This is a genomic window from Pseudonocardia cypriaca (genome assembly GCF_006717045.1).
Taxonomy (GTDB): domain Bacteria; phylum Actinomycetota; class Actinomycetes; order Mycobacteriales; family Pseudonocardiaceae; genus Pseudonocardia; species Pseudonocardia cypriaca.
Map to the genome: position 1 here is coordinate 602,234 of NZ_VFPH01000001.1, position 18,136 is coordinate 620,369.

At 73.5% G+C, this 18,136-nt stretch carries 15 protein-coding genes and 2 tRNA genes; 4 read left to right on the forward strand and 13 right to left on the reverse strand.

Annotated elements, in window-relative coordinates:
• Nucleotides 1-195 precede the first annotated feature (195 nt).
• The 3 genes from FB388_RS02855 to orn all read right to left on the reverse strand — a co-directional run bounded on the left by FB388_RS02855 (nucleotide 196) and on the right by orn (nucleotide 1,086).
• Nucleotides 196-268, reverse strand: a tRNA-Lys gene (locus FB388_RS02855).
• An 80-nt stretch (nucleotides 269-348) separates the two neighbouring features.
• A tRNA-His gene (locus FB388_RS02860) sits at nucleotides 349-424 on the reverse strand.
• Between the two features lie 35 nt (nucleotides 425-459).
• Nucleotides 460-1,086 carry an oligoribonuclease gene (orn, locus tag FB388_RS02865; protein ID WP_142096494.1) on the reverse strand — a complete coding sequence of 209 codons (627 nt, stop codon included), beginning with the start codon at nucleotides 1,084-1,086 and terminating at the stop codon, nucleotides 460-462.
• 102 nt (nucleotides 1,087-1,188) lie between these two features.
• Between orn and FB388_RS02870 the strand changes: the two genes are divergently transcribed.
• A complete protein-coding gene (locus FB388_RS02870; protein WP_142096498.1) occupies nucleotides 1,189-2,724 on the forward strand; it encodes a helicase HerA-like domain-containing protein in 1,536 nt (511 codons plus the stop codon).
• A 281-nt stretch (nucleotides 2,725-3,005) separates the two neighbouring features.
• Nucleotides 3,006-3,938, forward strand: a complete 933-nt coding sequence (locus tag FB388_RS02875) for a manganese catalase family protein (protein ID WP_142096501.1) — start codon at nucleotides 3,006-3,008, stop codon at nucleotides 3,936-3,938.
• A gap of 19 nt (nucleotides 3,939-3,957) precedes the next feature.
• On the opposite strand, the gene FB388_RS02880 is transcribed toward FB388_RS02875, so the two are convergent.
• The 7 genes from FB388_RS02880 to FB388_RS02910 all read right to left on the reverse strand — a co-directional run bounded on the left by FB388_RS02880 (nucleotide 3,958) and on the right by FB388_RS02910 (nucleotide 12,890).
• The gene (locus FB388_RS02880; RefSeq protein WP_142096504.1) at nucleotides 3,958-5,448 is read right to left on the reverse strand and encodes a PH domain-containing protein; all 1,491 of its coding nucleotides are present in this window, start codon (nucleotides 5,446-5,448) and stop codon (nucleotides 3,958-3,960) included.
• Nucleotides 5,445-5,942 carry a PH domain-containing protein gene (locus FB388_RS02885; protein WP_142096507.1) on the reverse strand — a complete coding sequence of 166 codons (498 nt, stop codon included), beginning with the start codon at nucleotides 5,940-5,942 and terminating at the stop codon, nucleotides 5,445-5,447. Before FB388_RS02885 ends, FB388_RS02880 begins: the two co-directional genes overlap by 4 nt.
• Nucleotides 5,943-5,994: 52 nt before the next feature.
• Nucleotides 5,995-6,867: a ferredoxin family protein gene (locus FB388_RS02890; protein WP_142096510.1), complete on the reverse strand. Its 873-nt coding sequence runs from the start codon at nucleotides 6,865-6,867 to the stop codon at nucleotides 5,995-5,997.
• Between the two features lie 47 nt (nucleotides 6,868-6,914).
• Complete coding sequence (locus tag FB388_RS02895; RefSeq protein WP_342787877.1) at nucleotides 6,915-8,531, reverse strand: AMP-binding protein; 1,617 nt, start codon at nucleotides 8,529-8,531, stop codon at nucleotides 6,915-6,917.
• Nucleotides 8,532-8,659: 128 nt separating this feature from the next.
• On the reverse strand, nucleotides 8,660-10,594 hold the full coding sequence (locus FB388_RS02900) for a glycosyltransferase family 39 protein (RefSeq protein ID WP_142096513.1): 1,935 nt from the start codon (nucleotides 10,592-10,594) through the stop codon (nucleotides 8,660-8,662).
• Nucleotides 10,595-10,743: 149 nt separating this feature from the next.
• A complete protein-coding gene (locus FB388_RS02905) occupies nucleotides 10,744-12,153 on the reverse strand; it encodes a sensor histidine kinase (RefSeq protein WP_142096516.1) in 1,410 nt (469 codons plus the stop codon).
• Complete coding sequence (locus tag FB388_RS02910) at nucleotides 12,150-12,890, reverse strand: response regulator transcription factor (RefSeq protein ID WP_142096518.1); 741 nt, start codon at nucleotides 12,888-12,890, stop codon at nucleotides 12,150-12,152. The genes FB388_RS02905 and FB388_RS02910 overlap by 4 nt, the downstream gene beginning before the upstream one ends.
• Nucleotides 12,891-13,025: 135 nt before the next feature.
• Between FB388_RS02910 and FB388_RS02915 the strand changes: the two genes are divergently transcribed.
• Nucleotides 13,026-13,682: a DUF2461 family protein gene (locus tag FB388_RS02915; RefSeq protein WP_170225448.1), complete on the forward strand. Its 657-nt coding sequence runs from the start codon at nucleotides 13,026-13,028 to the stop codon at nucleotides 13,680-13,682.
• 9 nt (nucleotides 13,683-13,691) lie between these two features.
• On the opposite strand, the gene FB388_RS02920 is transcribed toward FB388_RS02915, so the two are convergent.
• On the reverse strand, nucleotides 13,692-14,363 hold the full coding sequence (locus tag FB388_RS02920) for an SDR family NAD(P)-dependent oxidoreductase (protein WP_142096524.1): 672 nt from the start codon (nucleotides 14,361-14,363) through the stop codon (nucleotides 13,692-13,694).
• Between the two features lie 108 nt (nucleotides 14,364-14,471).
• On the opposite strand from FB388_RS02920, the gene FB388_RS02925 reads away from it, so the two are divergent.
• Nucleotides 14,472-14,858: a winged helix-turn-helix transcriptional regulator gene (locus FB388_RS02925; protein ID WP_142096527.1), complete on the forward strand. Its 387-nt coding sequence runs from the start codon at nucleotides 14,472-14,474 to the stop codon at nucleotides 14,856-14,858.
• Nucleotides 14,859-14,879: 21 nt separating this feature from the next.
• On the opposite strand, the gene FB388_RS02930 is transcribed toward FB388_RS02925, so the two are convergent.
• Nucleotides 14,880-16,853: an ArnT family glycosyltransferase gene (locus tag FB388_RS02930; protein ID WP_142096531.1), complete on the reverse strand. Its 1,974-nt coding sequence runs from the start codon at nucleotides 16,851-16,853 to the stop codon at nucleotides 14,880-14,882.
• Nucleotides 16,850-18,106 carry a bifunctional glycosyltransferase family 2/GtrA family protein gene (locus tag FB388_RS02935; protein WP_142096534.1) on the reverse strand — a complete coding sequence of 419 codons (1,257 nt, stop codon included), beginning with the start codon at nucleotides 18,104-18,106 and terminating at the stop codon, nucleotides 16,850-16,852. The genes FB388_RS02930 and FB388_RS02935 overlap by 4 nt, the downstream gene beginning before the upstream one ends.
• Nucleotides 18,107-18,136: the final 30 nt, after the last annotated feature.

Genomic DNA, 18,136 nt, shown 5'->3' on the forward strand with positions numbered 1-18,136 from the left:
GGGCAGCACGGAGACCCGCGCGCCTCTGCGGCGGCGGCAGGATGCGCCTCGATCAGGCGTACAGGAGTTCGAGCACCACGCCGACGATCATGCCGGGCCCGCCGCCCGGCCGCATCCCACTTTCGTGGCACTGCCTCGGGCGACGGGCCGAACGAAAAAGGCGAGCGCGCTCTGTGAGCGCGCTCGCCTGTAGCGTGCGCCGCCAGGGACTCGAACCCCGAACCCGCTGGTTAAGAGCCAGCTGCTCTGCCAATTGAGCTAGCGGCGCCTGCCGTTGCGCCCTCCCGCTCGGCGCCCGGAAACGCTAACACGTGCCTCCGGGGTGCCTTGCGGCGGGGTGCCGCGGCATGGGGTGAGTGACGGGACTTGAACCCGCGACTTCCTGGACCACAACCAGGTGCTCTACCAGCTGAGCTACACCCACCATGCGGTCCGGCCTTCGGCCGGCGCACATCAAGTTTAGCGTGGCGGATGCGGGACCTCGAAGCGGGTTGCCGGGAGGCTCGCGGCGACGGCCTGAGCGGCTTCGCTGCTGGGTCCGGGCGGGGGCACGAACAGGGTGCGGCGGTAGTACTCGAGCTCGCGGATCGACTCCATGATGTCGGCGAGGGCGCGATGGGCCATGCCTTTTTCCGGCTTGGCGTAGAACACGCGGGGATACCAGCGCCGGGCGAGCTCCTTCACGGAGCTGACGTCGACCATGCGGTAGTGCAGGTAGCCGTCGAGGGCGGGCATGTCGCGGGCGAGGAACGCGCGGTCGGTGGCGATCGAGTTGCCGGCGAGCGGGGCGCTGCGGGGGTCCGGGACGTGCTTGCGCACGTAGTCGAGTGCGAGCTCCTCGGCCTCGGCGATCGTGACGGTGGAGGCGCGCACGGCGTCGGTGAGCCCGGACCGTTCGTGCATCTCGCGTACGACCTCGGGCATGCCGGCGAGGGCGGTCTCGTCGGCGTGGATGACGAGGTCGACGCCGTCGCCGAGCACATTGAGGTCACCGTCGGTGACGAGTACGGCGATCTCGATGAGTGCGTCCCGTCCCAGGTCGAGCCCGGTCATCTCGCAGTCGATCCACACAAGCCGGTCGGTCACGGAGTCACACTATGCCCACGGGGGCGCGGCGGGTCCGCTCCGGCGCGTGTCGCCGATCGGAGATCGCTTCTGCGGGTGTTCCTGGCAGTAGGCTGCGGCGCCGTGGACAGCACCGCCGCGCAGGACATCGCCGCCGGGTACGCGACGGACGGGTCGGCCCTCGAGCTGGGCTGCGTCGTCGTCGACGGCACGGTCGATCCGGGCGCCCGGGTGCGGATCCCGTTCGCGACGCTCAACCGCCACGGCCTCGTCGCAGGCGCCACCGGTACCGGCAAGACGAAGACGTTGCAGGGGATCGCCGAGCAGCTGTCCACTGCGGGCGTGCCCGTCCTGCTCTCGGACGTCAAGGGCGACCTGTCCGGGATGGCGCGGCCGGGCGAGGGCGGCCCGAAGATCGAGGCGCGGGCGAAGGACACCGGCGACGACTGGGCGCCCACCGCGTACCCGGTCGAGTTCATGTCGCTCGGCGGTGGCAGCTCGGCGGTGCCGATCCGGGCGACGCTCACGCAGTTCGGCCCGATCCTGCTGAGCAAGGTGCTGGACCTGAACGACACCCAGGAGTCCACGCTCGGGCTGATCTTCCACTGGGCCGACCAGCGGGGGCTGCCGCTGCTGGACACGAAGGACCTGCGCGCCGTCGTCCAACACCTGACCTCCGACGAGGGCAAGGCCGATCTCAAGGGCATCGGCGGGGTCTCCCCGGCCACGGCGGGCGTGATCCTCCGGGCGCTGGTGAACCTGGAGGCCCAGGGCGGCGACGACTTCTTCGGCGAGCCGGAGTTCGAACCCTCCGACCTGATGCGTCAGGTCGACGGGAAGGGCGTCGTCACGCTGCTGGAGCTGGCGGACCAGCAGGCCAACCCGCGGTTGTGGTCCACGTTCCTGATGTGGCTGCTCGCGGAGCTGTTCGAGGAGCTGCCGGAGGCCGGTGACCTCGACAAGCCGAAGCTCGTGTTCTTCCTCGACGAGGCTCACCTGCTCTTCGACGGCGCCTCGAAGGCGTTCCTGGAGCGCATCGAGCAGACCGTGAAGCTGATCCGGTCCAAGGGCGTCGGTGTGTTCTTCTGCACCCAGCTGCCCACCGACGTCCCGAACGAGGTGCTCTCGCAGCTGGGGGCGCGCATCCAGCACGCGCTGCGCGCCTTCACCCCCGAGGACCAGACGGCCCTGTCCAAGACCGTTCGGACCTACCCGAAGACCGCGGTCTACGACATGGAGACGGCGCTGACGTCGCTGGGCATCGGCGAGGCGATCGTGACCGTGCTGTCCGAGCGGGGCGCGCCCACCCCGGTCGCGTGGGCCCGGATGCGGGCGCCGCGATCGCTGATGGCCGCGATCGGCCCGGCCGCCGTCACGGAGGCGGCGAAGGCCTCGCCGCTCTACGGGAAGTACGGGGAGACGGTCGACCGCGAGTCGGCGTACGAGAAGCTCACCGCGAAGATCGCCCAGCCCGTTCCGGTCCGGGTCCCGGCGGACGCCCCGCCGCCGCCCCCCGAGCCCGAGCGGCGCCAGGAGGAGCGCAGCGTGGTGGCCGAGGTGCTCGGCTCGCCGGTGGTGAAGTCGTTCCTGCGCTCGGCGGCCAGCGCGCTGGGCCGGGAGATCACGAGGGGCCTGTTCGGCACGCGCCGACGGCGCTGAGCACCACCGTTCCCTTCACCGGTCTGCCGTGGAGGTGCCCGATCGGCGCATCTGCACGGTGACCTGGATGGCGGGCTGACGCCCGCCGATGGCGAAGCCTAGGGTGTAATGCAGATCACGTGATTGTCGCGGTGCTGTGGTGCGCCGGCGACTCGTGGTCCACGGGCCATTTTCGGAAATGGGCTCGCACGAGGGCGTTTCGATCAATTCCCTGCCGAAGGTCGTATCGCCTCATTGCACGAGGACGACAGCACAAGCCATCGGGAAGCGAGGTAGGCGTCATGTTCATGCACGTCCAGCGGTTGATCAACGAGATCGTTCCGGACGAGCCCGATCCCGCGGCGGCCAATGCGCTGCAAGAAGGCCTGGGTGGTCAGTTCGGCGAGATGCGCACGATGATGCAATACCTCTTCCAGAGCTTCAACTTCCGCGGCAACGGCCACGCCAAGCCCTACCGCGACCTCCTCTACGGCGTCGGCACCGAGGAGATCAGCCACGTCGAGCTGATCGCCACGACGATCGCCCGGCTCGTCGACGGATCTCCCCGCTACGACGGTTCGACCACCGCCCCGCTCGACGAGCCCGCTGCGGGCGGCGCGACGCCGCTGTCGATGGCGCTGTCGAACGGCAACATCCACCACTTCCTGGTCGGAGCCCAGGGGGCGATGCCGGTCGACGCCGTCGGCAACCCCTGGTCGGGTTCGTACGTCTACAACAGCGGGAACCTCGTTCTCGATCTGCTCTACAATCTGATGCTCGAGTCGACCGGCCGGCTGCAGAAGTGCCGGATCTACGAGATGACCGCGAACAAGACCGCTCGTTCGACGGTCTCCTACCTCATCGTCCGCGATCAGGCGCACGAGAACGTCTACGCCAAGGCGCTCGAAAGCCTCGGGGTGGACTGGGGCAAGGTGCTCCCGATCCCGAAGACGAAGGCGGAGCGCTACCCGGAGGTCAAGACGTTGCTCGACCAGGGGCTGGGCGAGAAGCAGTTCCTGTTCAGCGCCGACAACCTCAACGAGGCCGGCAAGATTCTCCAGGGCGCATCGGCGTTCAAGGACGGGACGACCCTGAGCACGGAGATGGGCCGGCCCGAAGGCGTGCCGCTGGAGACGGCGCCGGAGCGGCCGGAGGAGTTCGCCCCGGGGCTCGACGCCGCGCTGCTCGAGCTCATCCAGGCCACAGCGGAGCAGGAGCTGAAGACGAGCCGCTGACGACCGGGGCAGGCGCGCGCTACGCCTTGAACCGGGTCAGCAGGCCCGGGGTCGTCGCGTCGGCGAGCGCCACCCCGTCCGGAGCGGACACGTCGAGGACCGTGTAGCCGCCCGCGCCGGCCGCGGTCACCGCCTCCACCACCACCAGCCCGGCACGGCGCTGGAACACGCTCTGGCGGAACGTCCAGCCGATGATGCCCGCCCGTTGCAGCGCAACCGTCTCCCGCTGCACCGATCCCTTGCGGGTGACCAGGTAGCGGGCGGTGAGCTGGTGCCCCAGGTTGCGGTAGCGGTCGAGCGCGAGCAGCAGGGCGATCGGGAGCAGCGCGAGGCTCGTGGGCCCGAGCCACGGGACCGCAACGGCCGCCCCGACCGCGAACGCGATCACGACCACCGCTGCGGCGGGTACCAGGGCCCTGGCCAGCCGGCGCTGCAGCGCGGCGCGGGGGTGGCGGAGCAGCGGGGCGAGCGTGGCCAGCTCGGGCGGCTCGCGCAGCGCGACCGAGGCCACCCGGTGCGCCTCCGCCCGCGGGGCGGGTGGTTGGAGGGCGCCGCCCTGCGCGTCGCGGGACAGGCCGGTGGACAGGGCCCTGGTCTGGGCGCCCCGGCCGGCCCGCAGCAGCAACGGCTCGACGACCTCGGCCCCGCGCAGCCGCCGCTCCGACACCGAGAGCGAGCGCCGGGTCAGCAGGCCGCGGCGCACCCGGAGCGCGCCGCCCTCGGCCGTCGCCTCCCGGGTGAGGCGGTAGTCGTACCAGCGCTCGGCGAACAGCAGGAGCGCGCCGACGACCGCGACGACGAGCAGGAGCCCGCTCACGACGGCCAGGCCCAGCCAGATCGGCGCCGAGGCGATCCGATCAGCGGCGTCGTCCACGGCCGGGACGTCCCGCGGGTCCACCCCGAGATCGTCGAACGTGTTGTAGAGGGCGGCGAAGACCGCACCGACGCCGGCGATCGAGGAGAACGTCAGCGGGGCGAAGCGCAGCCACGACCACCGGAGCCGCGCCAGCTCCTCGGCGGGTGGGGCGGCGGGGCGGTCCGTGGTGAGAGCGGCGGACCGGTCCAGCAGCTCGCGGCGCAGCCGCTCGGCCTCGGCCTTGCTGACGGCGTCGAGGGCGAGCCCCGTGCGCTCCAGCGGTGAGCCGGACGCGGCGCCGACCTGCACGACGCTGAGCCCGAACGCGCGGTGCACCAGCCTGGAGGTGAGGTCGACGGTGCGGATCCGGTCCCGCGGCACCGACCGGCGCTGGCGGCTCAGCCATCCGGTGTGCAGCTCCACCCGGTCCTCGGTGATCCGGTACCGGGTGGTGCGCCAGCGCACCACACCGCCGAGCACGAGCGCGAGCGCGATGCCGAGTGGCACCCACAGCCGCCCGACCGCGTCGCCCTGCCCGGTCAGCAGCAGCACGGCGGCCACCGGCAGCAGCCGGATCGCCCCGGAGAGCGGCGTCACGGCGAGCATCCGCTTGTCCAGCCGCCGCCACGGCGGCTCCCCCGGCTCAGCGGTCATGTCGCGTCCCCCGGAGTCGCCTGCGTGGTCTCGGTGAGCAGGCGGGCCAGCTCCACGGCCGCGTGCTCGTCGAGACCACGGATCTTGACCGGGCCCCGGGCGGACGCAGTGGTGACCGTGACGCTCGCGAGCTTCAGCAGCTGCTGCAGCGGCCCGTGCTCGGTGTCAACGGTCTGCACCCGCGAGATCGGCGCGATCCGCCACTCGCGCACCAGCCAGCCGGAGAGCGTGTACACCGCCTCCGGGGTGACCTCCCAGCGGTGGATGCGGTAGAGCAGCAGCGGCACGGTGATCCCGTACGCGAGCCCGACCAGCACCGTCAGGACGGTCGTCGCCACGAGCCAGCCCGGCGCGTCCTCGGCGAGCACCAGGAGCACGACCGCCTGCGGGACGGTGAGCGCGAGCACCGTGAGCAGGGCGCGCAGCCGCCACCACCGCACGGCGCGCGGGCTCACCTGGTGGGCAGGTGGACGTAGCGGCAACGCGATCGCCATGCCAGGAGTCTGCCTGCTGGCGCGAGCGGTGCGGATTCGGCGCGCGCGGCGCCTACCGGTCGACCGGATGGACGGCGGTGGCCTCGAGCGACTGCCACGGTGACGGGTCCGTGCCGCAGGACAGCGGGCGCGGGCCGCCGACGATCGGTGCCACGTCCACGGCCCAGCTCCGTCCGTCGCGGGCCGAGACGAGCGCGCCGTCGGGCGTGTCGGTGACCTGGAGGGCGTCGGCGTCGCGCAGGCCCGTGGCGGCGCGGACGGCCAGTTCGGCGACCTGCCCGGCGGGTGACCAGGTGCTGCGGCCCCGGCACAGCGTGGTGTCGACCTCGCCGGGGAAGGCGGCCTTGCGGGCGGCGATCGCGGTGGCGGGGTCGAGCCGGCCGTAGGCGTAGCCGGTGGGGAGCACCAGCGCGGTGGGCGCGAACCGGTGGCCGCCGAGGTGGCTGCACTCCCACACGTGCTGCTCGCCGGCGTCGACCGCGGAGAGGGCGAGCGCGCGCCCGTCCACCGCGCAGCAGCGGTCGCGCCTGCCGTGGGTGCACACCAGCAGCAGCGGGTCGCGCACCGGCGTGCCGGGCAGCGGTTCGTCGGGCCCGGGCAGCTCGAGACCCACGAGGTCCTCCGGGCCGTCGACGGTGAACGTGGTGACGCGGGAGGCGTCGGGCGAGGTGTCGGCGAGGAACACGCGCAGGGCCGCGCCCCGCTCCCCGCGACGGCCGGGCCTGCGGATCAGCAGCAGGCGCCAGCCCGGGGTGGTGGCGAGGGCCGCGAGCGCAGGCTCCGGGTGGGTGGTCAGGTCGCTCGGCCACGAGCCGCGCTGCTCGACGCACACCCAGCGGCGGGCGACCGGCGCGGTGCCGGCGAGCGGCTCGTCGCGGGCGAGCGCGAGAAGGCTGCAGCGCTGCCACCTCGCGTCGGGGTCCACCCCCGAACAGTACCTAAGCCTTACCTAACTCTGATGGGTGACACCTCTCACGCCGAACCCCGCAGCTCGCGGTGCACCACCTTGCCGGTGGCGTTGCGGGGGAGCTCGTCGACGAACTCCACGTCCCGCGGCACGGCGAACCGGCTCAGCTCGGCGCGCACCCAGCCCCGGACGTCGTCGGCGTCCACCTGTGCGCCCGGCTCCAGCACCACGTACGCGGCGAGCCGCTGGCCGTACTGCTCGTCGGGAACGCCCGTGACGGCTGCCTCGCGCACCTCCGGCCTGGCCGCGATGAGCTCCTCGACGGGACCGGGGTGCACGTTCTCGCCGCCGGAGACGATCATGTCGTCGGCCCGCCCGGTGAGGTGCAGCAGCCCGCGCTCGTCGAGGCGGCCGACGTCGCCGGTGCCGATCAACCGCCCGAGCCGCTCGACGTCGACCCCGTCGCGGGTGTAGCCGGCGAACGGCATGTCGTTGTGGACGAACACGCGGCCCTCGGTGCCGAGCGCTACCGGGCGGTCGTCGTCGCCGAGGATCACCAGCCGGGTGCCGGCAGGTGCGCGACCGGCCGTGCCGGGCGCGGCGCGCAGGTCGCCCGGCCTCGCGATGCTCACCCACGAGACCTCGGTTGAGCCGTACAGGTTGTAGAGGATCTCGCCGAAGCGGTCCATGAACGTGGTGGCCAGCTCGGCGGGCAGCGCGGACCCGCTCACCGCGACGATCCGCGGGCGGTGCGCCGACCAGGCCTTCTCGAGCTCGGCCGCGGGCAGTTCGAGCACCCGCTGCAGCATCACCGGCACCGCGAAGACGGCGTCGACCCGGTTCTCCTCTGCGATCCGCATGAACTCGCCGGGGGAGTACCTGCGGGCGAGCACGACCGGGGCCCCGTGCAGCACGGCCAGCTGCAGCGCCGCGAACCCCCAGGTGTGCAGCAGGGGAGCGGCGATGAGCGCGGCTTCGCCTGCCCGCAGCGGGATCGCCGAGAGGATCGCGGCGGCCGGGGAGAGGTTGTGCACCGGCGGGCGCCGGGCGCCCTTCGGCGTGCCGGTGGTGCCGGACGTCAGCACGATCGTGTGCCCGGTGGGCGGGCGCCGCGGCAGCGGGCCGGGGCCGTCGAGATCGCCGAGCTCGGTGTCCCTGACGACGCGGACGTGCTCCGGGAGACCGGCGAGCGCCGCGCCGAACTCCTCGTCGGCCACCACGGTGTGCAGGCGCAGCTCCTCGGCGACCTCACGGAGCTGGCCGGCCGACAGCCCGACGTTCAGCAGTACGGCATCGGCCCCCAGCTTGCCCGCGGCGACCTGGCCGCCGATCGCGCCGCGGTGGTTGCGGCACAACAGGCCGACGCGCGTGCCCGGTCCGACGCCGCACGCCGCCAGTCCGCGCGCGACCGCGTCCGTCCAGGTCGCCAGCTCGGCGAAGGTGAGCGCGCCCGCGTCGTCGACGACGGCCGTGCGGTCCGGGTGCCGCGCCGCGCCCGCCGCGTAGCCGGCCGTGATCGTCAGGCCGTAGCGGGCGAGGGCCGCGGTCATGCCGAACAGCCGGTCCGGGCGGATCGGCCGGACCACGCCGGATCGGGTCAGCGCCACCACCGCCCGCGCCGATCCGACCGCCTGTTCCGTCGCTGACCTCGCCGCCTCGATCACTCGTCCGATGTCGACCACCGAGCCAGTGTCTCTCAGCGGACCGGGTGGGTCAGGTCGTGGACCGGGCGATCGCCGAGGGTTCGGGGAAGGTTCAGGAAAGCCACATTCAGGGCTTTGCAGGCCCGGAAAGTGGCTTTCCTGACCTATCAGCGCTGTTGCGTCAGGTCGTACACCGTGGTGCCGCCGACCGTCATCGGCGTGAAGTTCTCCTGCACCCACAGGCCGATGCGGTGCGCGTCGTCGCTGCCGCCGCTGCCGGTGTTGCTGCGGCCCGCCTCCCCGATGAAGTAGTGGATCCTGCCCTCGGCGACGAGCTGCTGGAACCCCGCGAGCGTGGGGAAGGGGTCGGTGCCGTTGAACCCGCCGAGTGCCATCACCGGTTCGCCGCTCGCGAGCTGGTAGCCAGCTGCGCTGTTGGAGCCGATCGTGGCGGCGGCCCAGGTGTGGACGCCCGCGTCGCGTTGCAGGAGCGCGGTGAGCTCGGCGGGCGGGGTCGGGGCGCCCAGCAGGTTGCCGCCGATCATGAATCCCTCGCCGCGCATGCCCGGCCCACCGGGTCCGGGTGCGCCGACGAGCACGCGGCCGTCCGGCCCGCCTCGCACGCCCATGCCGCCCATCCGTGCCTCCCGCGGCCCGGAGGACGGGATGGCGCCGGTGTGCGGTGTGGCGGCCGTCGCGATCGACCAGCCGGCGGGCGCCGCGAGCGCCGCCACCACCGCGACGGCGACCAGGCCCGCACCGGCCCGGCGGCCGAGGCGGTGCACACCGAGCAGCCCGGCGGCGCCGAGCAGCCCGGCGACGAGCACGGTCCAGGCGAGCCACGGCTGCCAGCCGGCCCGGTTCAGGAGCACGAACGCCCACCCGACCGTGCCGGCGAGCACCAGTGCGAGCACCACCCGCGCGGCGACCTCGACGCGCCGCCGCCAGAGCTCCACCGCGCCGATGCCGACCAGCGCGCCGATCGCAGGCGCCAGCACCACCTGGTAGTAGCTGTGGAAGATCCCGGCCATCAGGCTGAAGACGAGCGTGGTGACGACGAGCCAGCCGCCCCAGGCGAGCGCCGCGGCGCGGGTCCGGCCGGTGCGCGGCTCGCGGCGCGTCCACCACAGCAGCGCGACGAGGAGCACCAGCGCGGCGGGCAGCAGCCAGGAGGCGTCGCCCGCGTAGCTGCCGGTGAACAGGCGGGTGAGCCCGGTCGGTCCCCAGCTGCCGCCGCCCGCCCCCATCCCGCCGGGCACGACGCTGCCGACCTCGTCCCCGGTGAGGCGACCGAGGCCGTTGTAGCCGAGCACCAGCTCGAGCACGCTGTTCGTCTGCGACCCGCCGATGTAGGGCCGGGCGTCGACCGGCCACAGCTCGACCGCGAGCACCCACCAGCCCGCGCTGACGAGCATCGCGACGCCCGCGAGCAGCAGGTCGCGCACCCGGCGCCCGATGCCGACGGGTGCGGCCAGCAGCCAGACCGCGGTGAGCGCGGGCAGCACGAGGAAGGCCTGCAGCATCTTGGCCAGGAACCCGAACCCGATGAGCACACCCGCCAGCACCAGCCAGCGCGTACGTCCCGCCTCGACCGCGCGCAGCACCGCGTACGTCGCGCCGACCAGCAGCAGCGTGAGCAGCGCGTCCGGGTTGTTGAACCGGAACATCAGCACGGCAACCGGCGTGAGCGCCAGGACGGCGCCGGCCAACAAGCCGGCGGCCGCGCCCGCGGTGCGGCGCACCGCCGCGTACAGCAGCGCGACCGTGGCGACGCCCATCAGCGCCTGCGGCACGAGGACGCTCCAGCTGCTCAGCCCGAACAGCCGCACCGACAGGCCGGTGACCCACAGCGCGGCGGGCGCCTTGTCCACGGTGATCGCGTTCGCCGCGTCGGAGGAGCCGAAGAACCACGCCGTCCAGCTCTGGGCCCCGGCCTGCGCGGCGGCCGAGTAGAACGCGTTGGCCCAGCCGGACGCGGACAGGCCCCACAGGTAGAGCACCGCCGTGCCGGCGAGCAGCCCGGCCGTCCACGGCCACTGGCGCCGCCGCGGGACGGGAGTGGCAGGGACCGGCTCGGTGCGAACGGAGATCGAGGTGGCCACCCGCTCGACCCTGCAGCCCGGTTCTGTGGACCCGCGGTGGCCGAGCTGTGCGCCCGCTGTGGGGCAAGGCGCCACTTCACAGACCCAGCACCGGCTTCACACAGGGCCGGCCCTGTGCGAAGCGCGTACGCGGTCTGTGAAGTCCTCGGTCAGGCGCCGGAGCGGGGGAGCCGGACCGTGAACTCCGTGCGCCCCGGCCTGCTCGCGGCGTCCACCGAGCCCCCGTGCGCCGCAACCACGGCGCGGACGATCGCCAGGCCGAGGCCGGTGCTGCCGTTGTCCCGGGAGCGGGAGGTCGAGCCGCGGGCGAACCGCTCGAAGATGTGGGGCAGCAGCCCGGGGGCGATGCCCGGGCCGTCGTCGGTGACCGAGAGCAGGGCACCCGATGGCTCCGCCGTGAGCGTGACCGTCACGTTCGTGCCCGCCGGAGTGTGCGTGCGGGCGTTCGCCAGCAGGTTGGCGAGCACCTGCGCCAGCCGCGAGCCGTCGCCGGGCACCACCACCGGCTCGTCGGGCACGGAGAGCTGCCAGCGGTGGTCCGGACCGGCCGCGTGCGCGTCGGCCACCGCGTCGACGACGAGCCGGGCGAGGTCGACCTCGCCGCGTTCGAGGGGCCGGCCCGCGTCGAGGCGGGCCAGCAGCAGCAGGTCCTCGACGAGCCCGGTCATCCGCTCGGTCTGCGAGGCGATGCGGGTGAGCGAGTACTCGACGTCCGGGGAGAGCTCCTCCCGGCGGGTGAGCTCGGTGTAGCCGCTGATCGCGGCGAGCGGGGTGCGCAGCTCGTGGCTCGCGTCGGCGATGAACTGGCGCAGCTGCACCTCGCTCTCGTGGCGCGCCTCGAGGGCCGATCCGACGTTGTCGAGCATCCGGTTGAGCGCGCCGCCGACCTGCCCCACCTCGGTGCCCGGGTCGGCGTCCGGCACGCGCTCGACCAGCGAGACCTCGCCGCGGTCGAGCGGCATCACGCTCACCCGCGCTGCTGTCGCCGCGACCCGCTCCAGCGGCCGCAGCTCCCGCCGGACGACCATCGCGGCCGCGACGCCCGCCCCGGCGATCGTGATGCCGGTGACGACCAGCTCGATGATCACGAGACCGGTGACGATCGCCTCCACCGGGGCCAGCGGCAGTCCGCTGACGACGGTGTCGCCCAGCGGCGTGCTGCTGGCCACCAGGCGGTAGTCGCCGAGCTCGCCGAGGTCGACGCTGCGCGGAGGCCGCCCTTCCGGCAGGGACGCGAGGTCGCGGTACTCCGAAGCGGGCACCGGCCGGGGGTCGGCGCCGAACGGGAACACCGTCGCGGTCACCACGCTGCCGTTCCGGACGATCGCGGTGAGGGTGTCGGGGGGCCGGGGGCCGCGTTCGGGCAGCATCAGGGTGGGCGGGGAGCCGATCTCGGCGCGGATGAGGACGCGACTGGAGGCGCGCACGTCGCCGTCGAGGCGTTCGATGAGGAAGTGGCGCAGCGCGATCGTCGTCGCGACGCCGATGAGCGCCGATGCGATGGCCAGCAGCAGCACCGTGGTGGCCACCAGCCGGGTCCGCAGGGAGCGGTGCCTCACCCGCCCGCCGCCGGCTTGAGCACGTACCCCGCCCCGCGGACGGTGTGGATCATCGGGGCGCGGCCGGCGTCGATCTTCTTGCGCAGGTAGGACACGTAGAGCTCGACGACGTTGGACTGGCCGCCGAAGTCGTAGTTCCACACGCGGTCGAGGATCTGGGCCTTCGAGAGCACGCGCTTCGGGTTGCGCATGAGGTAGCGCAGCAGCTCGAACTCGGTGGCGGTGAGCTCGATCAGGTCGTCGCCGCGGCGCACCTCGTGGCTGTCCTCGTCGAGCACGAGATCGCCGACCACCAGCTCGGAGCCCTGCCGGGCCGCCGTCATCCGGGAGCGGCGCAGCAGCCCCCGCAGCCGCGCGACCAGCTCCTCGAGGCTGAAAGGCTTCGTGACGTAGTCGTCTCCGCCTGCGGTCAGCCCGGCGACGCGGTCCTCGACGGCGTCGCGCGCGGTGAGGAACAGCACCGGCACCTCCGGGCTCTCGCCCCGCAGCCGGCGCAGCACCTCGAGGCCGTCGAAGTCGGGGAGCATCACGTCGAGCACGACGGCGTCGGGACGGTGCTCCCGCGCGATGCGCACGGCCGTGGCTCCGTCGGGGGCCGTCCGCACGTCCCATCCCTCGTAGCGCAGCGCCATCGAGAGCAGCTCCGACAGCGACGCCTCGTCGTCGACCACCAGGACCCGGATCGGACCACCGTCGGCACGCCGCAGCTCAGGCCCGGTGTCCCGCATCGTCGCCATGCTAGCCAGGCTCGCGCGCGCGGCTGTGGACCCGATGGGCGGAACCTGTGTGAAACCTGTGCGCCTTCGATGGAACCTGCGCGCCCTCGGCGTCGTCCATGCCGGTCATCACGAGCCGACCGACAGGAGGACGACATGTTCACCGGATGGCCGAGCGATGCCACGGCGTTCCTCGCCGAGATCGATGCCGACAACACGCGCGAGTTCTGGGCGGCGAACGGCCACCGCCACGCCACCGCCGTGCACGGGCCGATGCGTGCGCTCGCCGCGGAGCTGGAACCCGAGTTCGGGCCGATCAGGGTGCTGCGCGCCCACCGCAACCGACGCTTCCGCCCCGACACCCCGCCCTACCGCACCGATACCGGCGGGGTGGCCGCCAGTCCGGGCGGTGCGGCCCGCACGGTCGTGCTGTCGGCCACCGCCCTGACCACCGCGGTGGGGCACTGGACGTTCGACCCCGGTCAGCTGCGCCGCTATCGCGTCGCGGTGCTCGACGAGCCCGGCGAGGAGCTGGTGGAGCTGCTCGCCGGGCACCAGGTCGACCGGCGGCGCTCCCTGCGCGGCCTGCCCCGCGGGTTCAAGGGCGACCACGCGCGGATCGACCTCCTGAAGCTGCTCGGGCTGCAGGTGGTCACGACGAGACCGGCGGGCGGGTGGCTCTCCACGCCCGAGCCGCTCGAACGGGTCCGGGCGGCGTGGCGGGCGGCGGCGCCGCTGGTGGCGTGGCTGGACGAGCACGTCGGCCCGGCCGACCCGGTGCCGCCCCGGCCGCGGCCGGCACCGTCGACCTAGGGCGGGGCGCTAGCTCACGAGCAGGCGCACCGCGTCGAGGTCGCCGATCACGTCCTCGGCACGGTCGCGGCGTTCGTGCAGGGCGAGGTAGCGGGCCGCGATGGCGTCCGGATCGCCGGCACCGCCTGCCTGGATCGCGGTGGCGATCGTGACGGTGGCGACGTGCACCCCTCGCGGGCGGAGCGCCGCGTGCAACCCGAGTGCCCAGTTGCGCAGACCCGCCATCGCGATGCCGACATCGCCGAGCACCGGCATCGGGACCACCGAGGACGCCCCGGTGGTCAGCAGCACGGTGCCGGTGCCGCGGGTGAGCATGCCGGGCAGCACGTGCTGGACGGCCGTCACGGCGCCGAGAACGTGCAGCGCGAACTGCGCGGCCACCGCGTCGGGCGTGACGTCCGCGGCCTGCGTGATCGGGGCGCCACCGGGACCCGGCGTGAACGCGAGCACGTCGATCGGTCCGAGCTCGACCTGCATGCGGTCGAGCGCGGCCCGCAGCCCGGCGCCGTCGGTGATGTCGGCCGGATACGCGCCGGCCGCAGGCAGCGCGGCCACCGCACGTGCGAGGCGCTCGCCGTCGCGGGCCACGAGGCCCGTCCGGAACCCGTGCTCGGCGAACCGGCGGGCGATCGCCGTTCCGAGTCCCGGGCCGGCGCCCACCACCGCGAGTGTTCCGCCCATGCGCACCTCTCTCGTACGATCCGATAGCTACCGCATCGTTTGTGCGTGGCGCTGACCTGCACAAGTAGGCACATTGATGTGCGTGGCGGATGGAGAGGTGACGAGGCCATGATCGCCGAGGCCTTGGAGCTCGACGGTGCCGTGCCGGATCAGGACGCCTGCCGGCACGTCCTGCGGGTGCTCGGCCGGATCGGCGACAAGTGGACGGTGCTCGTCATCGCCCGGCTGGGCGACGGTCCGCTGCGCTACGGGGAGCTGCAGCGCGCCGTGACCGGGATCTCGCAGCGCATGCTCACGCTGACCGTCCGCGCCCTCGAGCGGGACGGGCTGGTCAGCCGCACCGTCCACCCGAGCATCCCGCCCCGCGTCGAGTACGCGCTCACCGACCTGGGGCGCACCCTGCTCGACCCGGTGCTCGCGCTCGCCACGTGGGCGATCGAGCACCGGGGTGACGTCGAGGAGTCCCGCCGTCGCTACGACGGGGCGCACGCGTGAGTGGCCGTGCCCCCGGAGGGATCAGCCCACCGGGCGGATCAGGTCGTAGACGGTCGCGCCGCCCACCGTCGTCGAGGTGAAGGTCTCCTGCACCCACGTGGCGATCTCGGAGTTGCCGCCCGGGCCGCCGCCACCGCCGACGAAGTAGTGCACCTCACCGGCCGCGACGAGCTCCTGGAACCGCTGCAGGGTCGGCGCGGGGTCCCCACCGTTGAAGCCGCCGATGCCCATGACGTCGGTGCCGCTCGCGAGCGCGAGGTCCGCGCTGCCCGACGCGCTCGTCGTGGCCGCAGCCCACTTCGTGCCGGCGTTCTGCAGCAGTGCGACGAGCGCGGGATCGGAGGCGTTGGCCCGGGGGCCGAAGCCGCCGCCCGGACCACCCTGGATGATCACGGGACCCGCACTTCCGCCGCCGTCGCGGCGGCCTCCGTCGGGGCCTGCACCGGGCCCGAAGCGCATGCCGCCGCCGGGGCCGGACCCGGTGGCGGGGCCCGCCAGCGGGTTGCCGCCGTTGTGCGTGCTCGTGATCGTGTCGGCGGCGTACGCGACCTGCGCGGCGCCCCCGGTGAGCAGGACGGCCAGCGCGGCGGCGACGGCGAGGCGGCGCCGGTGCGCCCCGACGAGCAGCAGGAGCACCGCCGCAGCGGCCAGGGCGACCACGACCCAGCGCAGCCACGGCACGAACTCGGGCGTGCGCGACAGGAGCACCACGGCCCATGCCGCGGTCCCCGCCGTGACCACGGCGAGGGTGATCCGGGCGGGCCAGCCGGCCCGGCGCCGCCACAGCTCCACCCCGCCGATCCCGACGAGCGCGGCGATGCCCGGGGCGAGCGCCACCGTGTAGTAGGGGTGGAAGATCCCCTGGGCGAAGCTGAAGACGGCCGCGGTGACGACCGTCCAGCCACCCCAGAGCAGGAGCGAGGCGCGCATGCGGTCGGTGCGCGGGGTGCGCCGGGTCAGCACCAGGCCGACGACGAGCAGCACCAGCGCCGCCGGCAGCAGCCACGAGATCTGGCCGCCGACCTGCTCGCCGAAGAGGCGCGTCCAGCCCGCGGCTCCGCCGAACCCGCCGAAACCACCGCCTCCCTCGATGACGGCACCTTCCATTCCCGGCGGGGGCTGCGCGCCTGCGGGTGCCTCCATCAGCCGGCCGCGGCCCTGACCGAAGATCCGCCCGAACCCGTTGTAGCCGAACGTGAGGTCGAGGACGCTGTTGTTCTCCGAGCCGCCGATGTAGGGCCGTGAGCTCGCCGGCCAGAGCTCGGCGATCGCCACCCACCACCCCGCGGACACCACGACGGCCAGTCCCGCGGCGAGCAGCTGGCGGATCCGCCGCAGGTACCCGGTGGGAGCGGCCACGAGGTAGGTGAGCGCGAGAGCCGGGATCACGACGAAGGCCTGCATCATCTTGGCCAGGAACGCGAAGCCGATGAGCGCACCCGCGATCATGATCCACCGGGTGGAGGCCTTCTCGACGGCGCGGACCGTGGCGTACGCGGCGGCCACGAGGAGCAGGACGAGCAGCGCGTCCGGGTTGTTGTAGCGGAACATCAGCACGGCGATCGGCGTCAGCGCGAACACCGCGCCCCCGAGCAGCGCGGCGGCCGGGCCCGCCACCCGGCGCACGGCCGCGTACAGCAGGGCGACGGAACCGACGCCCATCAGCGCCTGCGGCACGAGCATGCTCCAGGACGAGAGCCCGAAGACCCTGGCCGAGAGCGCCATCACCCATAGGGACGCGGGCGGTTTGTCGACCGTGACCGTGTTGCCTGCGTCGGTGGAGCCGAAGAAGAACGCGGTCCAGTTCTGCGTCATCGCTCGGACCGCACCCGCGTAGTAGGTGTTGGCCCAGCCCTCGGCGCCGAGGTTCCACAGGTAGAGCCCGGCGGTGGCGGCGAGGAGCACCGCCAGTGCGATCCACTCCGCGCGGCCGCGCCGCGGGCGTTCGTCCACGGCGCCGGGTTCCGGGCGGGCGGGAGCGAGGGTGGCGGTCATGCCGAGGTCTCCTGACGGGCCGGTGCGGCCGGGCGAGCGGCGTGCGTGCGGAAGATCCAGGAGCGGTACGCGACGAACCGCAGCAGCGTCGCCACCGCGTTCGCGACGATCAGCACCAGCAGCTCGACGGCCTGGCTCGCGGCGGGCAGCCACGTGTGCAGCGCGGCGAGGGCGCCGCTGGTGAGCGCGAGACCCAGCGCGAAGACGATCAGCCCTTGCAGCTGGTGGGTGGCGGCGCCTGCCGAGCCGCGCACGCCGAACGTGAGGCGGCGGTTGGCCGCGGTGTTGCCGACCGCCGTGATGACGAGTGCGAGCAGGTTGGCCGCGTATGCCCCGACCGGATCCCGCAGGAGCAGGAAAAGCAGGGCGTACGCGAGGGTGCTCGCCACCCCGATGGCGGCGAACCGCACGAGCTGGCCGGGGAGACCGGTGGGCACCCCGGGTACGGGATCGGGGTTGCGACCGAGCTGTCCGCGCAGCTCGGCGAGCGGCAGCCGCCCGGTCGTCAGTGCGCGCCCGAGCCGGGCGATGCCCTTGAGGTCGGCGACGGCGGTGGCGACGATGTCGACGCGGCTGTCCGGGTCGTCGACCCAGTCGACGGGCACCTCGTGGATGCGCAGACCGCTCCGCTCGGCGAGCACGAGCAGCTCGGTGTCGAAGAACCAGCCGGTGTCCTCCACCAGCGGGAGCAGCCGATGGGCGACGTCGGCGCGGATCGCCTTGAACCCGCACTGCGCGTCCGAGAAACCCGCGCCCAGCGTGCCGCGCAGGAGCAGGTTGTAGGAGCGGGAGATGAACTCCCGCTTGGCGCCGCGCACCACCCGGGAGCTCCGCGCGAGCCGCGTGCCGATCGCGAGGTCGGAGTGCCCGGAGATCAGCGGTGCGACGAGGGGGAGCAGGGCGGCCAGGTCGGTGGACAGGTCCACGTCGCAGTAGGCGAGCACCTGCGCGTCCGACGCCGACCAGGCGGCCCGCAACGCCCGGCCGCGGCCCTTCTCCGGCAGCCGGAGCGCGGTGACGTACGGGAGCTCCGCGGCCAGCCGCATCGCGATCCGCGGCGTGGCGTCGGTGCTCGCGTTGTCCGCGATCGTGATGCGGAACGGGTAGGGGAACTGCCCGGACAGGTGCTCGTGCAGCCGGCGCACCGACGGCTCGAGGTCCACCTCCTCGTTGAAGACGGGCACGACGATGTCGAGCACGGTGCGCTCGGACCGTCCGTGCCGGGGAGGCCGGAGTGCGGTGTCGACGCTCATGGGCCCAGCGTTGGGCCGGGCGCTATCGGT